This window comes from Pseudomonas sp. P8_229 (genome assembly GCF_034008635.1).
In the GTDB taxonomy this organism is placed as follows: Bacteria; Pseudomonadota; Gammaproteobacteria; order Pseudomonadales; family Pseudomonadaceae; genus Aquipseudomonas.
This window is the reverse complement of sequence record NZ_CP125378.1, coordinates 2,400,737-2,420,912: the sequence shown is the minus strand read 5'-3', so window position 1 is coordinate 2,420,912 and position 20,176 is coordinate 2,400,737. Positions and strand designations below refer to the sequence as shown.

The 20,176-nt window shown below is 60.5% G+C and carries 15 protein-coding genes; 12 read left to right on the top strand and 3 right to left on the bottom strand.

Annotated features, from left to right (window positions below):
- Nucleotides 1-42: 42 nt before the first annotated feature.
- Entirely contained in the window at nucleotides 43-987 is a 945-nt protein-coding gene (locus QMK55_RS10990; protein ID WP_095121415.1) for a GlxA family transcriptional regulator, read from the top strand.
- Between the two features lie 116 nt (nucleotides 988-1,103).
- On the opposite strand, the gene QMK55_RS10985 is transcribed toward QMK55_RS10990, so the two are convergent.
- Complete coding sequence (locus QMK55_RS10985; protein WP_102357689.1) at nucleotides 1,104-1,520, bottom strand: DUF3010 family protein; 417 nt, start codon at nucleotides 1,518-1,520, stop codon at nucleotides 1,104-1,106.
- Between the two features lie 236 nt (nucleotides 1,521-1,756).
- On the opposite strand from QMK55_RS10985, the gene QMK55_RS10980 reads away from it, so the two are divergent.
- A complete protein-coding gene (locus tag QMK55_RS10980; protein ID WP_102357687.1) occupies nucleotides 1,757-2,722 on the top strand; it encodes a tyrosinase family protein in 966 nt (321 codons plus the stop codon).
- 63 nt (nucleotides 2,723-2,785) lie between these two features.
- On the opposite strand, the gene QMK55_RS10975 is transcribed toward QMK55_RS10980, so the two are convergent.
- Both QMK55_RS10975 and QMK55_RS10970 read right to left on the bottom strand, forming a co-directional pair.
- Nucleotides 2,786-3,109 (bottom strand): helix-turn-helix domain-containing protein, encoded by a 324-nt coding sequence (locus QMK55_RS10975; RefSeq protein WP_102357686.1) that lies wholly within the window; start codon nucleotides 3,107-3,109, stop codon nucleotides 2,786-2,788.
- 103 nt (nucleotides 3,110-3,212) lie between these two features.
- Nucleotides 3,213-3,614, bottom strand: coding sequence for a lysozyme inhibitor LprI family protein (locus tag QMK55_RS10970; RefSeq protein WP_025108542.1), 402 nt, complete (start codon nucleotides 3,612-3,614; stop codon nucleotides 3,213-3,215).
- A gap of 234 nt (nucleotides 3,615-3,848) precedes the next feature.
- Here QMK55_RS10970 and QMK55_RS10965 point away from each other — a divergent pair, with 234 nt between their 5' ends.
- The 10 genes from QMK55_RS10965 to QMK55_RS10920 all read left to right on the top strand — a co-directional run bounded on the left by QMK55_RS10965 (nucleotide 3,849) and on the right by QMK55_RS10920 (nucleotide 20,077).
- Entirely contained in the window at nucleotides 3,849-4,826 is a 978-nt protein-coding gene (locus QMK55_RS10965; RefSeq protein WP_027610650.1) for a dipeptidase, read from the top strand.
- Nucleotides 4,827-4,904: 78 nt separating this feature from the next.
- On the top strand, nucleotides 4,905-5,435 hold the full coding sequence (locus QMK55_RS10960; RefSeq protein WP_064589570.1) for a DUF5943 domain-containing protein: 531 nt from the start codon (nucleotides 4,905-4,907) through the stop codon (nucleotides 5,433-5,435).
- 15 nt (nucleotides 5,436-5,450) lie between these two features.
- A complete protein-coding gene (gene dgcA, locus QMK55_RS10955) occupies nucleotides 5,451-7,511 on the top strand; it encodes a dimethylglycine demethylation protein DgcA (protein WP_320329167.1) in 2,061 nt (686 codons plus the stop codon).
- A gap of 170 nt (nucleotides 7,512-7,681) precedes the next feature.
- A complete protein-coding gene (gene dgcB / locus QMK55_RS10950; protein ID WP_320329166.1) occupies nucleotides 7,682-9,631 on the top strand; it encodes a dimethylglycine demethylation protein DgcB in 1,950 nt (649 codons plus the stop codon).
- Nucleotides 9,631-10,851 (top strand): electron transfer flavoprotein subunit alpha/FixB family protein, encoded by a 1,221-nt coding sequence (locus tag QMK55_RS10945; protein WP_320329165.1) that lies wholly within the window; start codon nucleotides 9,631-9,633, stop codon nucleotides 10,849-10,851. The genes dgcB and QMK55_RS10945 overlap by 1 nt, the downstream gene beginning before the upstream one ends.
- A 9-nt stretch (nucleotides 10,852-10,860) precedes the next feature.
- Complete coding sequence (locus tag QMK55_RS10940; RefSeq protein ID WP_102357682.1) at nucleotides 10,861-11,631, top strand: electron transfer flavoprotein subunit beta; 771 nt, start codon at nucleotides 10,861-10,863, stop codon at nucleotides 11,629-11,631.
- Between the two features lie 203 nt (nucleotides 11,632-11,834).
- On the top strand, nucleotides 11,835-12,401 hold the full coding sequence (locus QMK55_RS10935) for a GNAT family N-acetyltransferase (RefSeq protein ID WP_102357681.1): 567 nt from the start codon (nucleotides 11,835-11,837) through the stop codon (nucleotides 12,399-12,401).
- 947 nt (nucleotides 12,402-13,348) lie between these two features.
- Entirely contained in the window at nucleotides 13,349-16,801 is a 3,453-nt protein-coding gene (locus QMK55_RS10930; protein WP_320329164.1) for an alpha/beta fold hydrolase, read from the top strand.
- 137 nt (nucleotides 16,802-16,938) lie between these two features.
- Nucleotides 16,939-18,807: a hypothetical protein gene (locus tag QMK55_RS10925; RefSeq protein WP_320329163.1), complete on the top strand. Its 1,869-nt coding sequence runs from the start codon at nucleotides 16,939-16,941 to the stop codon at nucleotides 18,805-18,807.
- A gap of 25 nt (nucleotides 18,808-18,832) precedes the next feature.
- Nucleotides 18,833-20,077 carry a metallophosphoesterase gene (locus tag QMK55_RS10920; protein ID WP_320329162.1) on the top strand — a complete coding sequence of 415 codons (1,245 nt, stop codon included), beginning with the start codon at nucleotides 18,833-18,835 and terminating at the stop codon, nucleotides 20,075-20,077.
- The last annotated feature ends 99 nt before the right edge of the window (nucleotides 20,078-20,176 follow it).

Here is a 20,176-nt window from a genome sequence, read left to right as displayed (position 1 = left end):
CACGCTCCCCTCCCTCTCGTTACCCGCGAATCGAGTGCGCACATGTCCCAGGATTTCTACTTTCTGCTGATGCCGGGGTTCTCCGCCATCGGCTTTATCTCTGCAATCGAACCGCTGCGGGTGGCCAACCGCTTTCGTGGCGAGCTGTATCGCTGGCACGTGCTCAGTGCCGATGGCGGGGCGGTGTTGGCGAGCAATGGCATGTCGGTCAACGCCGATGCGGCGCTGGAGCCGCTGAAGAAAGGTGCGACGCTGCTGGTGGTGGCGGGGTTCGAGCCGCTGAAGTTCGCCACGCCAACCCTTGAGCACTGGCTACGACGGCTGGACAACGAAGGCGTGACCCTCGGTGCCATCGACACCGGCAGCTTCGTTCTCGCTGAAGCGGGCCTGCTCGACGGCCATCGCCTGACCCTGCACTGGGAAGCGATCGATGCGTTCAAGGAATCTTATCCACAGCTCAGCGTGACCCAGGAGCTGTTCGAGATCGACCGTCGGCGCATCACCTCGGCGGGCGGCACCGCGTCCATCGATTTAATGCTCGATCTGATCGCCCAGGCCCATGGCCCGCAACTGGCGATTCAGGTCAGCGAGCAGTTTGTGCTGGGGCGGATTCGCCCGCGCAAAGACCACCAACGCATGGAAGTCGCCACGCGTTACGGCATCAGTAACAAGAAGCTGGTGCAGGTGATCGGCGAGATGGAACAGCACAGCGAACCACCGCTGACCACGCTGCAGCTGGCGGAATCGATCAAGGTGACGCGGCGACAGCTGGAGCGCCTGTTTCGGTTGCACCTGAACGATACACCGAGCAATTTCTATCTGCGTCTGCGCCTGGAAAAGGCGCGGCAGTTATTGCGCCAGACGGATATGAGTGTGCTGGAAGTGAGCATCGCCTGCGGTTTTGAATCGCCGTCGTATTTCACCCGCAGCTACCGCGCACGCTTCGCCCGCTGCCCCCGCGAAGATCGCCGTACCGCTCAAGCCTGAAACACACAGAATCCTTGTAGGAGTGAGCCTGCTCGCGATAGCGGCATCACATGCAACATCTTTGTTGACTGATACACCGCTATCGCGAGCAGGCTCACTCCTACAGTTTGATCGCGTTACTTCTTCACCAGCGCCGAACACGCCGCTTTATACGCCTCATGCTGATACTTGTTCAGCGTCCCCGGCAGTTCGAAATTGTGCTTTTTGGCCTGCGCATTGATCGTCTGCGGCGACAACAACGTCACCTCACACCCCTCCAGCAACTGAAACACGCCCTCGATCTTGAACGTCGTCGGCCCACCGGCAAACTCACCCTTCTTGCTGCGCTTCTTGATCGCAATCCGGTCAATTGACTGCTCGCGCACAAACGACGCCACCTGCGCTGCGAAGCGTTTGACGTTGGCCGCCTCGTCATCGTCTTCGAGGGCGATTTTCTTGGTGTTCAGTGCAACATGGCTTAGGGCCGAACCGTCGAGGGAGGCCACGGCGATGATCGCTTCGCTGCCTTTGATTTCAATGCCGCAGATGTTCATGGGCGAGTGACCTTATGAGCGAATTGGAGGCGGTCATGTTGACGCAGTCGGACAGTCAAGTCACTCCGCGTCGGCGCTCCGGCGCTCCGGCGCTTCGATGCCGCTGGTCGGATGCCGCTGGCGACCTGTAATTTCTGACAGTAGACGCCGATCTGGCTGGCGCATAGCTTGGTTGCCAAGGACCCGGATTATTGTTGTCCCCGTCCATTTGTAACCTCACTCAAGGGACTGAAGACATGAAGCTGCGCAAGAACATTCGCTCACTGACCCAAAATGAAAAAAACAACTTCGTCGCGGCCTGCCTCCAGCTCAAACAGTCAGGCCAATACGACGAGTATGTGCATCTGCATCACCAGGTCATGAAGCCCACCGTGCTGCCACATGAACCAAACGATCCGAACTACCGCAATGGTGCCCACCGTGGGCCTTCGTTCCTGCCTTGGCACCGCGCGTTTTTGCTGAAGTTCGAAAATGACCTTCAGGCGATTAACCCCTCCATCACGATCCCGTACTGGAACTGGACCGAAGATGCAGCCGATCCGCACAACTCTCCAGTGTGGGCTGAGGATTTTATGGGCGGCAATGGTGTTGAAGGCGATGACTGGCGTGTAGCAACCGGTCGGTTTGCCTATAAACACGGTCAATGGCCGGTTCCCTCCTATCCGGATGACGATTTGCCTGGGCCTGGTTTGAAGCGCCAGTTCGGGCTCGTCGTGAATTCATTGCCGACGCCGGAAGATCTGCAAATGGCGTTGCGTGAAAGTCTTTACGACACACCGCCTTATGATTCCGGCCCGAGTGTGCGCGGTTTCCGAAATCGTCTGGAGGGCTGGATTACACAGCGTGGCGATCCGCAGGTAACGACTGCAGGTTCACAACTGCATAATCGCGTTCACCTCTGGGTGGGCGGCAATATGCTGCCGATGACCTCTCCAGATGATCCGGTGTTCTTTCTGCATCACTGCTTTGTCGACAAGGTGTGGGCAGACTGGCAGTCGCTGATGCTCCAGAGCAACGAACGTTGGGCTCCGCATTACGCGCCGCTGGTCAATGGTCCGAAAGGACATAACTACGATGATGTGCTCGAACCGTTCGTTCAGTCAGCTCGAGGTGTGAGCGATATCACTGCCTTGGGTTATGAGTATGAGGCGCCACGTCTGATCCTCGATCATGCGAAACCTCGTTCGCCTTTTCACGACTGAAACTGGCGCTGGGTGGCGGTGTGAATGCCTGGCCTTTGCGGCAGGCAAACACGCCGTAACCGGCTATAGCTCAAGCTGCTCGGAGGAGATCCCAAAGGCCGCCGCAATCTTCTCGCGAGTTGCTTTTCGTGGCTTGGCAACCGTCTCCTGCTGAGCAAGTGCCGGTTGCGAAATGCCCATACGCTTTGCGACTTCTTCCTGAGTCAGGTTGAGGTGTTCGCGCCAGGCACGGATCGGTGTCGCCCCGTCGACCATTCGACTGACCACCTCATTCGGGATCAGATCGGGCTGCATTTTCTGCGCGACGTATTGAGCGTAGGGAATGACTACGAAGGCGGGGTTGCCCCCGGCATCGTTGATGATTTGGATGTCGGCAGATTGATTCATGGCGCTGGAAATATAAGTCTTTTATAAGATTTGCGGATCTTTACTTATATTTCCCAGCCGGCCAATCAACAACGTTTGTCGGCATGTTGCCGAACTTCCAGGATCACTCCTGCCCAATCGACTCCAAAAACTCCGACCGTTCGTCGCTCATCCGCGCCACGCAGTCATTTTGCGCAATCTTGAACGCCTTGCTGCCTTCGGTGGCCGGGAACGCTTCTACTGCGCAATCGGCGTCCCGGGTCTTCAGCCACTGCTGCTGGGCGGTCTTGAGTTTGGCGGTGATGTCGGCCAGTTGCGTCGCGTTTTTGCCGTAGGTGGCCTGCATGCGCTCGTTGAGGCTGGCGTAGTTGTCCTTGAGCAGGTCTTCGGCGGTGGTGCGGCTGTAGGTCGAGCATTCCAGGGTCTGGACGTCGTTTTCCACCGCGTCGCACGGGTTGTTGTCGGATTCTTCGGCGGCGTGTACGCCGGTCGCAATCAGTGCCAAAGCCAGGAAGATCGATTTCATTGATGTCGCCGCTCTAATCCAGTGGTGTATCCAAGATGCGCAAGATTCTGGCTCAAGCTGGCGGGCTTGAACAGGTGGCCGGTCGGGTCGCCTGGCGACCCTTTGTCGCGGATTGACGCTTTCGGCAATTCCCCTGTCGTTTTTGCACCCGGTCGCCCCGGCACCGAGGCATATGCTGGCCCCAAAGCGCCGGCAGACGATTCGGCGCATGAATCGCCAATAAGGGGACGCCTGATGAGCCCAGCCGAATTACACGCCGACAGCATCGTTATCGACGGTCTGATCATTGCCAAATGGAACCGCGAGCTGTTCGAAGACATGCGCAAGGGCGGTCTGACGGCGGCCAACTGCACCGTGTCGGTGTGGGAAGGCTTTCAGGCGACCGTGAACAATATTGCCGCCAGCCAGAAGCTGATCCGCGAAAACAGCGACCTGGTGATGCCGGTGCGCACCACCGCCGACATCCGTCGCGCCAAGGAGCAGGGCAAGACCGGCATCCTCTTCGGCTTCCAGAACGCCCATGCGTTTGAAGACCAGATCGGCTATGTCGAGGTGTTCAAGCAGCTCGGCGTCGGCATCGTGCAGATGTGCTACAACACCCAGAACCTGGTCGGCACCGGTTGCTACGAGCGTGACGGCGGCCTGTCGGGCTTCGGTCGCGAAATCGTCGCCGAGATGAACCGCGTTGGCGTCATGTGCGACCTGTCCCACGTCGGTTCCAAGACGTCCGAGGAAGTCATCCTCGAATCGAAAAAACCGGTCTGCTATTCCCACTGTCTGCCGTCGGGTCTCAAAGAGCACCCGCGCAACAAGTCCGATGAAGAGCTGAAGTTCATTGCCGACCACGGCGGTTTTGTCGGCGTGACCATGTTTGCGCCGTTCCTCGCCAAGGGCATCGATTCGACCATCGACGACTACGCCGAAGCCATCGAATACACCATGAATATCGTCGGCGAAGACGCCATCGGCATCGGCACCGACTTCACTCAGGGTCACGGCCAGGACTTCTTCGAATACCTGACCCACGACAAGGGCTACGCCCGCCGTCTGACCAGCTTCGGCAAGATCATCAACCCGCTGGGCATCCGCACCGTCGGCGAGTTTCCGAACCTGACCGAAACCCTGCTCAAGCGCGGCCACTCCGAGCGCGTGGTGCGCAAGATCATGGGCGAGAACTGGGTCAATGTCTTGAAAGATGTCTGGGGCGAATAAGCCACCGCACTTCTGAATCCTTTCCCCCGGCCGTCCGTGCCGGGGGCAACAAACCGAATTTTCTGGAGTTAAGTTTCCATGGCCAAGATCGCCCCGCAATTGCCAATCGAAGTCGACAGCGAAACCGGTGTCTGGACCTCCGACGCCCTGCCAATGCTCTACGTGCCACGTCATTTCTTCGTGAATAACCACATGGGCATCGAGGAAGTGCTGGGCGCTGAAGCCTATGCCGAGATCCTGTACAAGGCCGGCTACAAATCCGCTTGGCACTGGTGTGAAAAAGAAGCTGAATGCCACGGCCTGGAAGGCGTCGCGGTGTTCGAGCACTACATGAAGCGCCTGTCGCAACGCGGTTGGGGCCTGTTCAAGATCCAGGACATCGATCTCGACAAAGGCACCGCCAGCGTCAAGCTCGAACACTCCGCATTCGTCTACGTCTACGGCAAGGTCGGGCGCAAGGTCGACTACATGTTCACGGGTTGGTTTGCCGGTGCCATGGACCAGATTCTGCAAGCGCGCGGCAGCAGCATCCGCACCGTTGCCGAGCAAGTCTACGGTGGCTCCGAAGAGGGCCACGACGACGGCCTGTTCACCGTCAAGCCGTTGTAAGTCGAGGAACCCGCCATGGCTTTCGAAGCAATGTTCCAGCCGATCCAGATCGGCAAACTGACCATCCGCAACCGCGTGCTCAGCACCGCGCACGCCGAGGTCTACGCGACTGACGGCGGCATGACCACCGACCGCTACGTCAAATATTACGAAGAGAAAGCCAAGGGCGGCATCGGCCTGGCGATTTGCGGCGGCTCTTCCAGCGTGGCCATCGACAGCCCGCAAGGCTGGTGGAAGTCGGTGAACCTGGCGGACGACCGGATCATTCCGCACTTCCAGAATCTGGCTGACGCGATGCACAAGCATGGTGCCAAGATCATGATCCAGATTACTCACATGGGCCGTCGCTCGCGTTGGGACGGCGAACATTGGCCGACCTTGCTATCGCCGTCGGGCATCCGCGAACCGGTGCACCGTGCGACCTGCAAAACCATCGAGCCGGAAGAAATCTGGCGGGTGATCGGCAACTACGCCACCGCTGCAGCGCGGGCCAAGGCCGGTGGTCTGGACGGTGTCGAACTGTCCGCCGTGCACCAGCACATGATCGACCAGTTCTGGAGCCCTCGGGTCAACAAGCGTACTGACGAGTGGGGCGGCAGCTTCGAGAACCGCATGCGTTTCGGCCTCGAAGTGCTCAAGGCTGTGCGCAAGGAAGTCGGCGACGATTTCTGCGTCGGCATCCGTCTGTGCGGCGATGAATTCCACCCGGACGGCTTGTCCCACGAGGACATGAAACAGATCGCCAAGTACTACGACGACACCGGCATGATCGACTTCATCGGTGTCGTTGGCTCGGGTTGCGACACCCACAACACCCTGGCCAACGTTATCCCCAACATGAGTTATCCACCGGAGCCATTTCTGCACTTGGCAGCCGGTATCAAGGAAGTGGTCAAGGCACCGGTTCTGCACGCGCAGAACATCAAGGACCCGAACCAGGCTACGCGCATCCTTGAAGGCGGTTACGTCGACATGGTCGGCATGACCCGCGCGCACATCGCTGACCCGCACTTGATCGCCAAGATCAAGATGGGCCAGGTCGACCAGATCAAACAGTGCGTCGGCGCCAACTACTGCATTGACCGTCAGTACCAGGGGCTGGATGTGCTGTGCATTCAGAACGCCGCGACCTCCCGTGAATACATGGGCGTGCCGCACATCATCGAGAAGTCCACCGGGCCGAAACGCAAAGTCGTGGTGGTCGGTGCCGGCCCGGCCGGGATGGAAGCCGCGCGTGTCGCGGCCGAACGTGGCCACGACGTGACCCTGTTCGAGAAGAAGGAATTCATTGGCGGGCAGATCACCACCGCGTCGAAAGCGCCGCAACGTGACCAGATCGCCGGTATCACCCGCTGGTTCCAGCTGGAGTTGGCGCGGCTGAAAGTCGATCTGCGTCTGGGCACCGCTGCTGATGCGGCGACCATTCTCGATCTGCGTCCGGACGTGGTGGTGTTGGCGGTCGGTGGGCATCCGTTCCTTGAGCAGAACGAACACTGGGGCGCCGCCGAAGGGCTGGTGGTCAGCAGTTGGGACGTGCTCGACGGCAAGGTTGCGCCGGGCAAGAACGTGCTGGTCTACGACACCATCTGCGAGTTCACCGGGATGTCGGTCGCTGACTTCCTCGCCGACAAGGGCAGCCAGGTCGAAATCGTCACCGACGACATCAAGCCGGGCGTGGCCATTGGTGGTACGTCGTTCCCGACCTACTACCGCAGCATGTACCCGAAAGAAGTGATCATGACCGGCGACATGATGCTGGAGAAGGTCTACCGCGAAGGCGACAAGCTGGTGGCGGTGCTGGAGAACGAATACACCGGCGCCAAAGAGGAGCGGGTGGTCGATCAGGTGGTGGTCGAGAACGGCGTGCGGCCGGACGAAGAGCTGTATTACGGGCTCAAGGACGGTTCGCGCAACAAGGGCCAGATCGACATCGACGCGCTGTTCGCGATCAAGCCGCAACCTTCGCTGAGCACCACCGGTGAAGGTTACTTGCTGTTCCGCATCGGCGACTGCGTGGCGCAGCGTAATACCCACGCCGCCATTTATGACGCACTCCGGCTCTGTAAGGATTTCTAACGGCTTGTGGATACCCCTGTAGGAGTGAGCCTGCTCGCGATGAACGATAACGCGGTCTGCCTGATGCACCGCGGCGACTGAATCGCGAGCAGGCTCACTCCTACAGGAATCGGGCAAGGCATCCAGGTAGTTTGGCCTGCAAGACCCTGCGGTCTTTGGGAGCTTCACCTATGTTGAACACCCTTCTTCCAATCCTGTTGTTCGCAGCCCTGGCCCTTGCGGTGCTGGGCGCGTTGCGGCGGGTGGCCATGTGGCGTCGGGGCCGGGCCTCGAAGGTCGACCTGCTCGGCGGCCTGTTCGCCATGCCCAAGCGTTATATGGTCGATCTGCACCATGTGGTGGCGCGCGACAAATACATCGCCAACACCCACGTCGCCACGGCCGGCGGTGCAGTGGCGTCGATTGTGCTGGCGATTCTGGTGCACGGTTTCGGCCTGCATAACCGTATCCTCGGCTATGCGCTGCTGCTGATGACGGCCGTGATGTTCGTCGGCGCGATCTTCGTCTATCTGCGTCGGCGCAACCCGCCGGCACGGTTGTCGAAAGGCCCGTGGATGCGCCTGCCGAAGAGTTTGCTGGCGTTCTCGGCATCGTTTTTCCTGCTGACCCTGCCGGTCGCCGGCATCCTTCCGGAAAACTTCGGCGGTTGGCTGGTCGCGGCAATCCTCGGCGTCGGTGTGCTGTGGGGCGTCAGTGAACTGTTCTTCGGCATGACCTGGGGCGGGCCGATGAAACACGCCTTCGCCGGCGCCCTGCACCTGGCCTGGCACCGCCGCGCCGAGCGCTTTGGCGGCGGCCGTTCCACCGGTTTGAAACCGCTGGATCTGAATGATCCGAGCGCGCCACTGGGCGTGGAAAAACCCAAGGATTTCACCTGGAACCAGTTGCTCGGTTTTGACGCCTGCGTGCAGTGCGGCAAATGCGAGGCGGCGTGCCCGGCGTTCGCTGCCGGCCAGCCGTTGAACCCGAAGAAACTGATTCAAGACATGGTCGTCGGTCTGGCTGGCGGCACTGATGCCAAGTTTGCCGGTAGTCCGTATCCCGGCAAGCCAATTGGTGAGCACAGCGGCAACCCGCATCAACCGATCGTCAATGGTCTGGTCGATGCCGAGACCCTGTGGTCGTGTACCACCTGCCGCGCCTGCGTTGAGGAATGCCCGATGATGATCGAGCACGTCGACGCCATCGTCGACATGCGCCGCCATCTGACTCTGGAAAAAGGCGCGACCCCGAACAAGGGCGCCGAGGTTCTGGAAAACCTGATCGCCACTGATAACCCCGGCGGTTTTGCTCCCGGCGGGCGGATGAACTGGGCGGCGGATCTGAACCTCAATCTGCTCAGCGAGAAGAAATCCACCGACGTGCTGTTCTGGGTCGGCGACGGTGCATTCGACATGCGCAACCAGCGCACCTTGCGCGCGTTCGTCAAAGTGCTGAAAGCGGCCAAAGTCGACTTCGCCGTACTCGGCCTGGAAGAACGCGACAGCGGTGATGTGGCCCGTCGCTTGGGCGACGAGGCGACCTTCCAGTTGCTCGCCAAACGCAATATCCAGACCCTGGCCAAATACAGCTTCAACCGCATCGTCACCTGCGATCCGCACAGCTTCCATGTGCTGAAAAACGAGTACGGCGCCTTCGACGGTAACTACCTGGTGCAGCACCACAGCACCTACATGGCGGAAATCATTCAGGCCGGCGCGCTGAACCTCGGTCAGCACAAAGGCAACAGCGTGACCTATCACGATCCGTGCTACCTCGGCCGTTACAACGGCGAGTACGAGGCGCCGCGTGAAGTGCTGCGCGCCCTCGGCATCGAGGTCAAAGAGATGCAGCGTTCCGGCTTCCGTTCGCGCTGCTGCGGCGGCGGTGGCGGCGCGCCGATCACCGACATTCCGGGCAAGCAGCGGATTCCCGATATGCGCATGGAAGACATCCGTGAGACCGGCGCTGAACTGGTGGCCGTGGGTTGTCCACAGTGCACGGCGATGCTCGAAGGCGTGGTCGAACCGCGTCCGCTGATCAAGGACATCGCCGAACTGGTGGCCGACGCTTTGCTTGAAGATGCCGCACCGAGCAAACCGGCGGCGCCGGCCCAACGTGAACCTGCGGAGGCCCACTGATGAGCGACATTATCCGCCGCGACCCACGCGCCGAATGGATTGCCCGTAACCGCTTGCACCCGCTGCACGCGGCCATGCAACCGGCGCAACACAGCTGGATGGGCCCCAACGGCGTCATCCGCAAGAACCTGCACGGCATCGGTTTCATTGGCCCCAACGGCATCAAGCGAATCGACCGCAGCGGTGCGCAGCAGGGCGGGGCGGTCAAACGCTCGGCCTCGGTTGAAGTGCAACTGCCGCTGCATCAGGTGCCCGCCCCGGCGTTCTACATCAGTGTGGTGCCGGACATGGTCGGCGGCCGCCTGAGCAGCCACGACCGCGACCTGCTCGGCCTCGCTCATCAACTGGCTGGCCAGGACGGCGCAGTGCTGGCGGTGGTGTTCGGCGAACACAAGGAAAACGCTTTCGCCACAGCGGGCGTCGACCGCTTGCTGGTGCTGGAGGGCGACGCGTTCAGCGGTTATGCACCGGAGCAACGGGTGCAGGGCCTGCGGGCTGTGGATAACCAATTCAATCCGCGCCACTGGTTGCTGCCGGACAGCCGCAGCGGTGGCGGTGAGCTCGGTCGACGTTTTGCCGCAGCACTGGGCGAACGCCCGGCGACGCGGGTCTGGCAGGTCAAGGATCTGGAATGCATCGGCCGCGCCGGTGCGGGCCTGCAAGACCTGGCACGCCCGGTCGCGCGCTTGATTCTGGCCTCGGCCGAATGCGCAGAACCGGTCAGCGAAACCCGTCACGAAGCCCTGCCGGTGGAGTTATCCACAACGGTGGCGCGCAGCTTGTCGCGGATCGAGGATCTCGGAGCGGTGGCGGTGGACCCGGCGGCGATTCCGATGGCCGAAGCCGAGTTCATCTTCTCTGGCGGCAACGGGGTCAAGGACTGGGCACTGTTCCACGAAACGGCGGCGGCGCTTGGTGCTACTGAAGGCGCCTCGCGGGTGGCGGTGGACGATGGCTTCATGGCGCGCGATCGTCAGGTCGGCGCGTCCGGCACCTGGGTCACTGCGCGGGTCTACGTCGCTGTGGGTATCTCCGGGGCGATCCAGCACCTGCAGGGCATCGGTGCCTGCGACAAGGTGGTGGCGATCAACCTCGACCCGGGTTGCGACATGATCAAGCGCGCTGACCTCTCGGTGATCGGCGAGAGCGCGGAGATTCTTCAAGCCTTGATCGCGGCGGTAGCGGCTTACCGCAACGAGGCCAAGCGCGATGCGGCTTAAGGAACGGCTATGAACACAAAAATCATCAGTTTGGTTTCAATCGGCGCCCACCCGACCTCCGGCCGGCCACGCCGCGCCGAACAGGATGCGCGCGCTGTGGAGTTGGGTTTGCAACTGGCTGGGGATAACCTGCAAGTGCTGCATGCTGGCGATGTCGCGGAACCGGCACTGCGCGCCTATCTGGGCATGGGCCTGGAACAGATGCATGTGCTGGAGCAACCCGCTGGCGCTGATGCTTTGCCGGCGCTGACCGCGTACCTGCGCGAAGCGGGCGCCCAAGTTGTACTGACCGGCAGTCAGGCGGAAACCGGTGAAGGTTCGGGCATGCTGCCGTTTCTGCTCGCCGAAGGGCTGGGCTGGCCGCTGGTGGTGGGGCTGGCGCAGGTCGAGTCGATCAACGACGGTTCGGCGCTGGTGCTGCAAGCCTTGCCCCGTGGGCAGCGGCGGCGGTTGAAGGTGAAGCTGCCGTTTCTGGCGACTGTGGATAACGCCGCGCCCAAGCCACGGCAGAGTGCCTACGGCCCGGCGCGTCGCGGCGTGTTGAATGCCGAAGACGTCGAAGTGCTGGACGATGAACTGCTGGCGCTTGCCACCTTGCAACCAGCCAAACCACGGCCCAAACGCTTGAAAGTGATCAAGGCCAAGAGCGGCGCCGACCGGATGAAGGCTGCCACAGCCAAAGCCAGTGGTGGCGGTGGACAAGTATTGAAAGGCGTTACGGCGCAAGCTGGCGCTGAAGCGATCCTCAAGCTGCTGATCGAAGAAGGCGTTGTCCGCTGACACCCCGCAATCCCTTGTAGGAGCTGAGCTTGCTCGCGAAGACGGTGTGTTAGTCGACAGATGTGTCGGCTGCAAGACCGCTTTCGCGAGCAAGCTCAGCTGCTACAGGTCATTTTTTGATATGAAAAACCGCCCATCCCTCCGTTGTCGCGGCTTTCGACCATAGGTTAAAACACCCGTCCAAACCCCGAGGAGTCAAGTGAATGACCGTTGAGTTTCGACCGGCCCGGCGCACGGATGCGCGCGATATTGCGCGTTTGTTTCAGATATCCTCGGAGGGCGCCTCGGATTACATCTGGAGCCAGCTGGCAGAGCCTGGGGAGGCGCTGCTGGATGTCGGCGAGCGACGTTATGCCCGCGACGACGTGGATTTTTCGTGGCAGAACTGCCTGATCGCCGAGGCTGCAGGTCAGGTCGTTGGCATGATGCACAGCTACGCCATGCGCGAAGATCCCGAGCCGACCCCGCCCACCGATCCGGTGCTGGCGCCGTATGCCGATATGGAAGTGCCGGATTCGTTGTATATCTCCAGCCTGGCGCTGCATGAAGGCTGGCGCAATCAGGGGTTGGGCTTGCAGTTCCTCCTGCATGCCCAGGCGCGCGCCGATCAGCTGGCGCTCAACGGTTTGAGCCTGATCGACTATGCGGCCAATACCGGTGCGCGGCGTTTCTACGAGCGCCACGGCTTCGGCATCATCAAAACCTGCCAGGTGACACCGCATCCGCTGATTCGGGTGAGCGGCGCGGCATATCTGATGCACCGCGCTTAACGATCGGTTATCCACCAGACAGCGTTTACGCACAATCTCTGTTGGTCAGTCTGTGGATAAGGTGTTCGCGCCTCACTGCAAGTCACGTCAATCGTGGCTTACAGCCCGAAGATCAAAAAACAACCAGCCTAAGTTGCGGTTTTTCCAGGGTTTTTCCTCAGGATAACGGTGTAAGTTGCCCCCAATCTCTGTTGGCGCTTCTGTGGATAAGATGTTCGCTATCCGCTGCGAGCCATATAAAACGGGGCTTGCAGAGTATTGGTTAATAATTGCTCAATCTGCGCTTTTGTCCGACGAATTGTCTTGGGGACACTGATTTTTCACAGCTTTGAGGGTTTTTCCACAGCCAAGGCAAAGTTACCCCCGATCTCTGTTGGCGCTTCTGTGGATAACGTGTTCGCCATCCGCTACAGGTCATGCAAACCGTGGCTTACAAAGATGTGATCAAAAAACAACCAACACACCTCGCAAACCGTCCTTCTGGATAAGTCACGCTTTTTCTTCACAAATCAGCCAGTTATTTTCGGCTTCATCCACAGTTACCCCCATTAGCTGTGGGTGGCTATGTGGATAACTTGTTCGTCGAACCCTGCAAGCCCCGCCCGTCATAGTCCAAACGGCAATTGATCACATTTCATACAGTTCTAGACCGCTGCCTTGACTTCGAATCCTGCGCTGTCTTCACTGCAATGGCACAAGGACAGCCGTTACTTATCCACATCTGGTTCTGGGAGAACGCATGATGGATAGCCGCCCGCACCGCCATCCCCCCTCGCCACGCAAGCGCACGTTACGTCGTGCGGTCAATCAACACGCTCGTCTGTAGCGACCTCCTGCTGCAACCGCTGTGCTGTCGCCGGGTTCGACCCGGAGGCCAGGTGCCCGTTCGTCCATTGATTGCAGGCAACCGCAGAGTTGCCCCATCTGCCTGAGAGAGGAACATCCTCATGACACGCATCGCAACGCCCATCAGCGAGATCAAGGAACACTACGACGTGATCGTCATCGGCTCCGGCTATGGCGGCGGCATTGCTGCGTCGCGCCTGTCCCGGGCCGGCAAGCAGGTGTGCCTGCTCGAACGCGGGCGGGAAATCCAGCCCGGCGAATACCCCAACACCATGATTGCCGCGACCGAAGAGCTGCAGGTACACGATCCGGACGGCCACATCGGCTCGCGCACCGGGCTGTTCGATCTGCACGTCAATGCCCAGCAAAACGTGGTGGTCGGTTGTGGCCTCGGCGGTACGTCGCTGATCAATGCCAACGTTGCCCTGGAGCCGGAGCCCGGGGTGTTCGATGACCCGCGCTGGCCGCAGGCGGTGCGTGAACACCGCGATACGCTGCTCAAGGACGGTTACGCGCGTGCCCGGGAAATGCTCAAACCCAACCCCTATCCGAACAACGCGCCGAATCTGCCCAAGCTCGACGCCAATAAAAAGTCTGCGGACTTCCTCAAGCAAGGCGCGCATTTCTACAAGCCGCCGATCAACGTGACCTTCGACAAACTGCCGAACAACCTCAACCACGTCGGCGTCGAACAGCTGCCGTGCAACCAATGTGGTGACTGTGTCTCGGGCTGTAACAACAAGGCCAAGAACACCACGCTGATGAACTATCTGCCGGACGCCTGGAACCACGGCGCGGAGATTTTCTGCCAGGCCGAGGTGCGTTACCTGGAGCGTGATGGCGATGGCTGGATCGTGCATTTCCAGTATCTGGACAGTGGGCGTGAGATGTTCTCGGCGCCGACACTGTTTGTGAAGGCCGACATCGTCGTGGTCTCCGCCGGCACCCTTGGCTCTACCGAAATTCTCCTGCGTTCGCGCGACAAAGGCGTGGAGATGTCCGGCCAGCTCGGCGAGAACATGAGCGGCAACGGTGACATCCTCGGCTTCGGCCACAACTGCGAGCAGACCATCAACGGCATCGGCTTCGGCGCGCATTCGGCCAAGGAAATGCAACCGGTCGGCCCGTGCATCACCTCGATCATCGACATGCGCACCGAAGGTGACTGGCGCAGCCGCATGGTCATCGAGGAAGGTTCGATTCCCGGCGCTCTCGGCCGGCCGATGGTGCCGGCCATGGCCGGGTTCGCCGAGATGATCGGCAAGGCCACCGACGACAGTTTCAGCGGCAAGCTAGGCTACAAGGAGCGCGAAGCCGAAAGCTTTCTGCGCGGTCCGTATTACGGCGCGCTGCACAACATGCAGACCTACCTGATCATGAGCCATGACAGCGGCCAGGGCCGGATGATTCTCGACAACAAGGACCAGTTGCGCATCGACTGGCCGGGTGTCGGCGAGCAGGAAAACTTCAAGCTCGGCAACGAACGGCTGTACCAGAGCACCAAGGCATTGGGCGGGGTCTGGGTGGAGAACCCGATCTGGACCCAGCTGCTCAAGCACAGCATTGTCTCGGTGCATCCGCTGGGCGGTTGCGTGATGGGCGAAGACGCCGCGCAAGGCGTGGTCAATCACAAGGGCCAGGTGTTCAGTGGCGCTGCCGGCACGGATGTCTACGCCAGCCTGTACGTGACCGACGGCGCGGTGATCCCGACGTCGCTGGCGGTCAATCCGTTGCTGACCATCTCCGCTGTGAGCGAGCGCAACATGGGCCTGCTGGCCGCCGACCGGGGTTGGCACATCGACTACACGTTGCCGTCGGCGCCGCGCAAACAGGTGGCGCCACCGACGCTCGGGGTGCAGTTCACCGAAACCATGAAGGGCTATTTCTCCCGGGCCTTCACCGCCGCGCAAAGCACCGATCTGAAAGTCTACGAGGCGGCAGCCAAACGCGGCGAGGCGGACAATTCGCCGATCGACTTCACCCTGACCATCACCGCCAACGACCTCAACCGGATGATCAAGGAGCCGGAACACGCCGCGACCATCGTCGGCACGGTGATTGCCCCGGCACTGTCGCCACAGCCGCTGACCGCCAGCAACGGCGTGTTCAACCTGTTCGAGCAATTCGAGCAGCAGGTCGATACGCGCCACATGAAGTACGACATGAAGCTGACCGCCGAGGACGGTAGCGACTATTTCTTCAGCGCCTTCAAAACCGTGCCGGAAGATAACGGCGTGCTGAATATCTGGCACGACACCAGCACCTTGTACGTGACGCTGTATCGCGGGCCGGACAAGTCGGGCGAGGTGATCGGCTCCGGGGTGATGCACATTCATCCGACCGATTTCGCCAAGCAGATGACCACCATGAAAGTGCTCAACGCACGTAACGAGCGCGAGCGCATTGAAGGGCTGGCGCGCTTCGGCAAGTTCTTCGCCGGGATCCTCTGGGAGAGTTACGGCGGGGTATTTGCCGGTGACAAATACTTCAACCCCGACGCGCCGCCACGGCTGAAACGGCCGCTGGATGCGCCAACCCCGGCGGTGCATTTCTTCCCCACCGAGGATGGCGTGGAGCTGCGCCTGACCCGTTATCAGGCCGGCAGCAAAGGCCCGGTGATGCTGGTGCATGGCTTGGGTGTGGGTTCGAACATCTTTTCCACCGACACCATCCAGACCAACCTGCTGGAGTACCTGTGCAAACACGATTACGACGTCTGGCTATTGGATTTGCGTGTGAGCATTCTGCTGCCGGCGAGCAAGAAGGAATGGAACGGCGATCAGATCGCCCAATACGACTTCAAGGCTGCCATCGCGCAGATTCAACAGGAGACCCAGGCCAAAGATGTGCAGTGCGTGGTGCATTGCTACGGCGCGACGACGTTCTTCATGTCGCTGCTGGCGGGGCTGCAAGGCGTGCGTTCGGTGGTCTGCTCGCAGATTGCCGCTGACACCGTGGTCGCCACCGCGACCGGGTTGAAGGCCGGTCTGCACCTGCCGGGGATGCTCGATGCGATCGGCATCAAGTCGATGACCGCTTACGCCGACAGCAAGGAGAACTGGTTCAACCGCCTCTACGACAAGGCCCTCAATGGCTACGCGCGGATCGAGGCGCAGGGTTATTGCACCAACCCGGTGTGCCACCGCATTACCTTCATGTACGCCTCGCTGTATCGCCACGACACCCTCAACGAAACCCTGCACGACAACCTGCATGAGTTGTTCGGCGAGTCGAATATCGAGACCTTCGAACACCTGGCGCTGATCGTGCGCAAAGGGCACCTGGTGGATTTCAAAGGCAACGATGTGTACATGCCGCACTTCGATCGGCTGAGCATGCCGATCTGCTTTATCAGTGGCGCGGAGAACCAGTGTTACCTGCCGGAAAGTACCCTGAAAACCTACCAGCGAGTCTGCGAAGTCCACGGGCCGGAGCGCTACAGCCGGCATGTGGTGCCGGGCTATGGCCACATCGATTGCATGTTCGGCAAGAACGCGGTGGTCGATGTCTACCCGATCATCCTTGAACACCTGGAGAAAACTGCTCTCGGCTGACTTGAAACCGAGTCGCCTGCATCGCGAGCAGGCTCACTCCTACATTGGAATGCGTACTCCCTGTAGGAGCGAGCCTGCTCGCGAAAGCGGTGTATCTGGCACTACATCTCTCAGGTCTACACAAGGAAATGGATGACATGGACAGCTACATCCGCTGGTTTCAACGCTTCATCTGGATCGGCATTGCGATGAACATGGTGTTCGCGATCCCTGCGTTGTTTGCGCCGGGGTTGCTGACATCGGTGGTCGGTCTGCCGCCACAACTCTCCGACCCATGGCTGGAAAACGCCGGGATGCTGCTGGTGGGCATCAGCGTGTTTTACATGCCGTCGGGCTTCAACGCGCCGCGCTATGTGGTGCATTCCTGGCTGTGCGTACTGACGCGGCTGATTGCCGTGGTGTTCTGGATCTACCTGATCAATACCAGCATCCAGGGCGCGGTGTTCGTGCCAATGTTGATGGGTGATCTGAGCTTCTTTTTGATCCTCGGCATTTTGCTGTACCTCGGTACCACGCCTGCGAACAGGCCATGGGCGATGCTCTGCGATGGCTGGCGCGAATGGCGCGTGGCGTGGAAGCGGCAATGGCAGAGCCACGGTTTCAAGGTCGGGACGCTGGTGGTGCTGGCAGTGCTCGGTTTCATCGGTTACGAGACCTGGTACCAGATGCTGCGGGTGGTGCCGGAGCAGGCGTACGCCTCGGACGAAGATCACTACAAATACGCGGCCATCGGCCTGGGCATTGAAGCGCGGATTCCGTACTACCTGTTCGCCGTGCTGCCGCAGATGTGCCCAGAAAAAATGCCCAAACCCGGTGGCTGGGAAGTCTTCGGTTTCCTCTATGAGAACGGCAAGGACCTGCCGATCGGCATGGCCAAGCGGCAGATCGGCTATCCGACCGTCGAGCCGAATTGCGCGCTGTGCCACACCGGCTCCTATCGGGCCAATGCCAGTGACGTTGCAGTGAATGTGCCGAGCGCGCCGGCCAATACCCTGCAACTGCAGGCCTTCCAGTGGTACGCCTACGATTGCGCCAGTGATCCGAAATTCACCACCGATGCGGTGATGGCGGCGATCAACAGCAAATTCCAGCTGGGCTTTTTCGAAAAACTCTACAACCGCTACCTGATCATCCCGATGGCGAAAAGCGCCTTGCTCAAGCAGAAGCAGGCCTACGCCTGGCAGAAACTGCGGCCGCAACAGGGGCCGGGTCGCACCGACACCTTCAACCCGACGAAAATGGTGGTGTTCGGCTTCCCGGATGACTCGACCATCGGCACTGTCGACCTGCCGCAAGTGTGGAACCAGAAACCCCGGGAATCGATGTACCTGCACTGGGACGGCAATAACAACAAGATCCACGAACGCAACTACGCCGCCGCGATGGCCGTGGGCGCGACGCCGCAATCGGTGCTGCCGCCGAGCTTCAACCGCGTGACCAACTGGCTGCTCGGGCACAAGGCTCCCGCGTGGCCGTGGGCACTGGATCAGGCGAAAGTCGCTCAGGGCAAACCGCTCTGGGAAGCCAACTGCGCCGCTTGCCACGACTTCGGGCGTGCCGACACCGGGCAGGTCACCACCAACATCGATCAACTGGGCACTGATCCACATCGGCTGGACTCGTTCACCACCGGTCTGGTGACGGCGTTCCACACCTTCAAGAAGCCACCGTTCGACTTCGGTGCGTATCGCAAGACCCAGAGCTACAGCAACACGCCGACTGATGGCGTCTGGCTGCGCGCGCCTTACCTGCACAACGGTTCGGTGCCGACCCTGTGGGACCTGCTGCAACCGCCGGAAAAACGTCCGGTGGTGTTCATCACCGGTTCCGACGTCTACGACCCGGTCAACGTCGGTTTCGTCACCACGGGTGCCCAGGCCAAGGCCTCGGCCGACTTCAAGTACGACACCCGACTGGAGGGCAACCACAACACCGGTCACCTGTATGGCACGCAACTGTCGGACGACGACAAGCGTGCGCTGATCGAATTCATGAAAACCCTGTGAGCCCTTACGGATAGAGGATTACGCCATGTCACTGGTCAGTCATTGGGAACACGAGTACGACAAGGTCAAACTGCGCATTCACGGCTTGTTCACACGCATGGAAATGGCCTGGATGAAGCTCATCAGCGAACTGGAACCCGATGAGTTTCAGGCCATCATCAAGTTGCTCCAGCGCGGTCACGATCAGGCGCAGTACGTGCTCAAGCACGGCGAGCTGCCGGACGACGAACCGGCGGTGCCTTGGGAGCTGTCCCACGGCTTGTCGATCCTGCGTATCGGCAATGCCACGCCGTTGCCGCAATCTCCGGATCAACTGGCGACCCGGGTGCTGCAGGACGGCAGCCTGCTCGGCTGTCGCAAGTGGGAGTTGCTCGATCTGCTGTGGAGCGAGGCGCTGCTCAAATGGATCGAGAACCTGCGTCATCACGCGACCTTCGGCACTGACCCGGCCGTGGTGCAGATGGATCGCGACGTGACCCTGGCGATTGCCGGCGACTGGGGCACCGGGCCGTTCGACAGCCACGCGCCGGCGGTGTCAGTCGCCAACCAGATGCAACTGGCGCAGGCAGATTTCACCATTCATCTGGGCGACGTGTATTACGCCGGCAGCCACTCGCAGGAGGACGTCGACATGGCCGGCTGGCCGATGGGCAGTCACGGCTCGTTCACGCTCAATTCAAACCATGAGATGTACAGCGGCGCCCACGGCTATTTCAAAGAACTGGCCGCGCGTTTTCCGGGGCAGCAGGGCACCAGTTATTTTGCCTTGATCAACGATGACTGGCTGATAGTCGGGCTGGACTCGGCGTACGCCTCTGATGTGATGAACCTGTACATGGACGGCACCTTGAACGAGCCGCAGATCGCGTGGATGAAAGGCCTGCCGAAACGCAAGAAAATCATGGTGCTCAGCCACCATCAGGGCTTCGATATCACCGGGCACAACAAGACCGCGCTGTATCAACCGGTGTGTGATGCGTTGGGGCGCGAGCCGGATTACTGGTATTGGGGGCATCTGCACAACGGCATCGTCTATGCGCAACAGGGCGGCCTGCATGCGCGCTGTGCCGGGCACGGGGCGATTCCCTATGGCAATGCCAGCGAGCTGGACGGGCATTCGCGGGTGTTGTGGTCGGAGACGCTGGATGCGAAGGATCCGGAGTATCCGCTGCGGGTGTTGAACGGGTACGCGAAGATCCGGTTGGTGGGGGAGGAGATATTTGAGGAGTTTATTGGCGAGGATGGCTCGGTGAGGTGGTCATCGAAGTGATGCTGTGATGATCGTTCCCACGCTCCGCGTGGGAATGCAGCCCGGGACGCTCTGCGTCCCAAAGGCCGAACGCGGAGCGTCCGTTGAGGCATTCCCACG

Coding starts and splice junctions, on each gene's coding strand:
- dgcB (WP_320329166.1), top strand. CDS start 7,682: ATGTTGAACACCCTTCTTCCAATCCTGTTGTTCGCAGCCCTGGCCCTT.
- QMK55_RS10965 (WP_027610650.1), top strand. CDS start 3,849: ATGAGCCCAGCCGAATTACACGCCGACAGCATCGTTATCGACGGTCTG.
- QMK55_RS10945 (WP_320329165.1), top strand. CDS start 9,631: ATGAGCGACATTATCCGCCGCGACCCACGCGCCGAATGGATTGCCCGT.
- QMK55_RS10980 (WP_102357687.1), top strand. CDS start 1,757: ATGAAGCTGCGCAAGAACATTCGCTCACTGACCCAAAATGAAAAAAAC.
- QMK55_RS10925 (WP_320329163.1), top strand. CDS start 16,939: ATGGACAGCTACATCCGCTGGTTTCAACGCTTCATCTGGATCGGCATT.
- QMK55_RS10975 (WP_102357686.1), bottom strand. CDS start 3,109: ATGAATCAATCTGCCGACATCCAAATCATCAACGATGCCGGGGGCAAC.
- dgcA (WP_320329167.1), top strand. CDS start 5,451: ATGGCTTTCGAAGCAATGTTCCAGCCGATCCAGATCGGCAAACTGACC.
- QMK55_RS10970 (WP_025108542.1), bottom strand. CDS start 3,614: ATGAAATCGATCTTCCTGGCTTTGGCACTGATTGCGACCGGCGTACAC.
- QMK55_RS10960 (WP_064589570.1), top strand. CDS start 4,905: ATGGCCAAGATCGCCCCGCAATTGCCAATCGAAGTCGACAGCGAAACC.
- QMK55_RS10930 (WP_320329164.1), top strand. CDS start 13,349: ATGACACGCATCGCAACGCCCATCAGCGAGATCAAGGAACACTACGAC.
- QMK55_RS10935 (WP_102357681.1), top strand. CDS start 11,835: ATGACCGTTGAGTTTCGACCGGCCCGGCGCACGGATGCGCGCGATATT.
- QMK55_RS10920 (WP_320329162.1), top strand. CDS start 18,833: ATGTCACTGGTCAGTCATTGGGAACACGAGTACGACAAGGTCAAACTG.
- QMK55_RS10940 (WP_102357682.1), top strand. CDS start 10,861: ATGAACACAAAAATCATCAGTTTGGTTTCAATCGGCGCCCACCCGACC.
- QMK55_RS10985 (WP_102357689.1), bottom strand. CDS start 1,520: ATGAACATCTGCGGCATTGAAATCAAAGGCAGCGAAGCGATCATCGCC.
- QMK55_RS10990 (WP_095121415.1), top strand. CDS start 43: ATGTCCCAGGATTTCTACTTTCTGCTGATGCCGGGGTTCTCCGCCATC.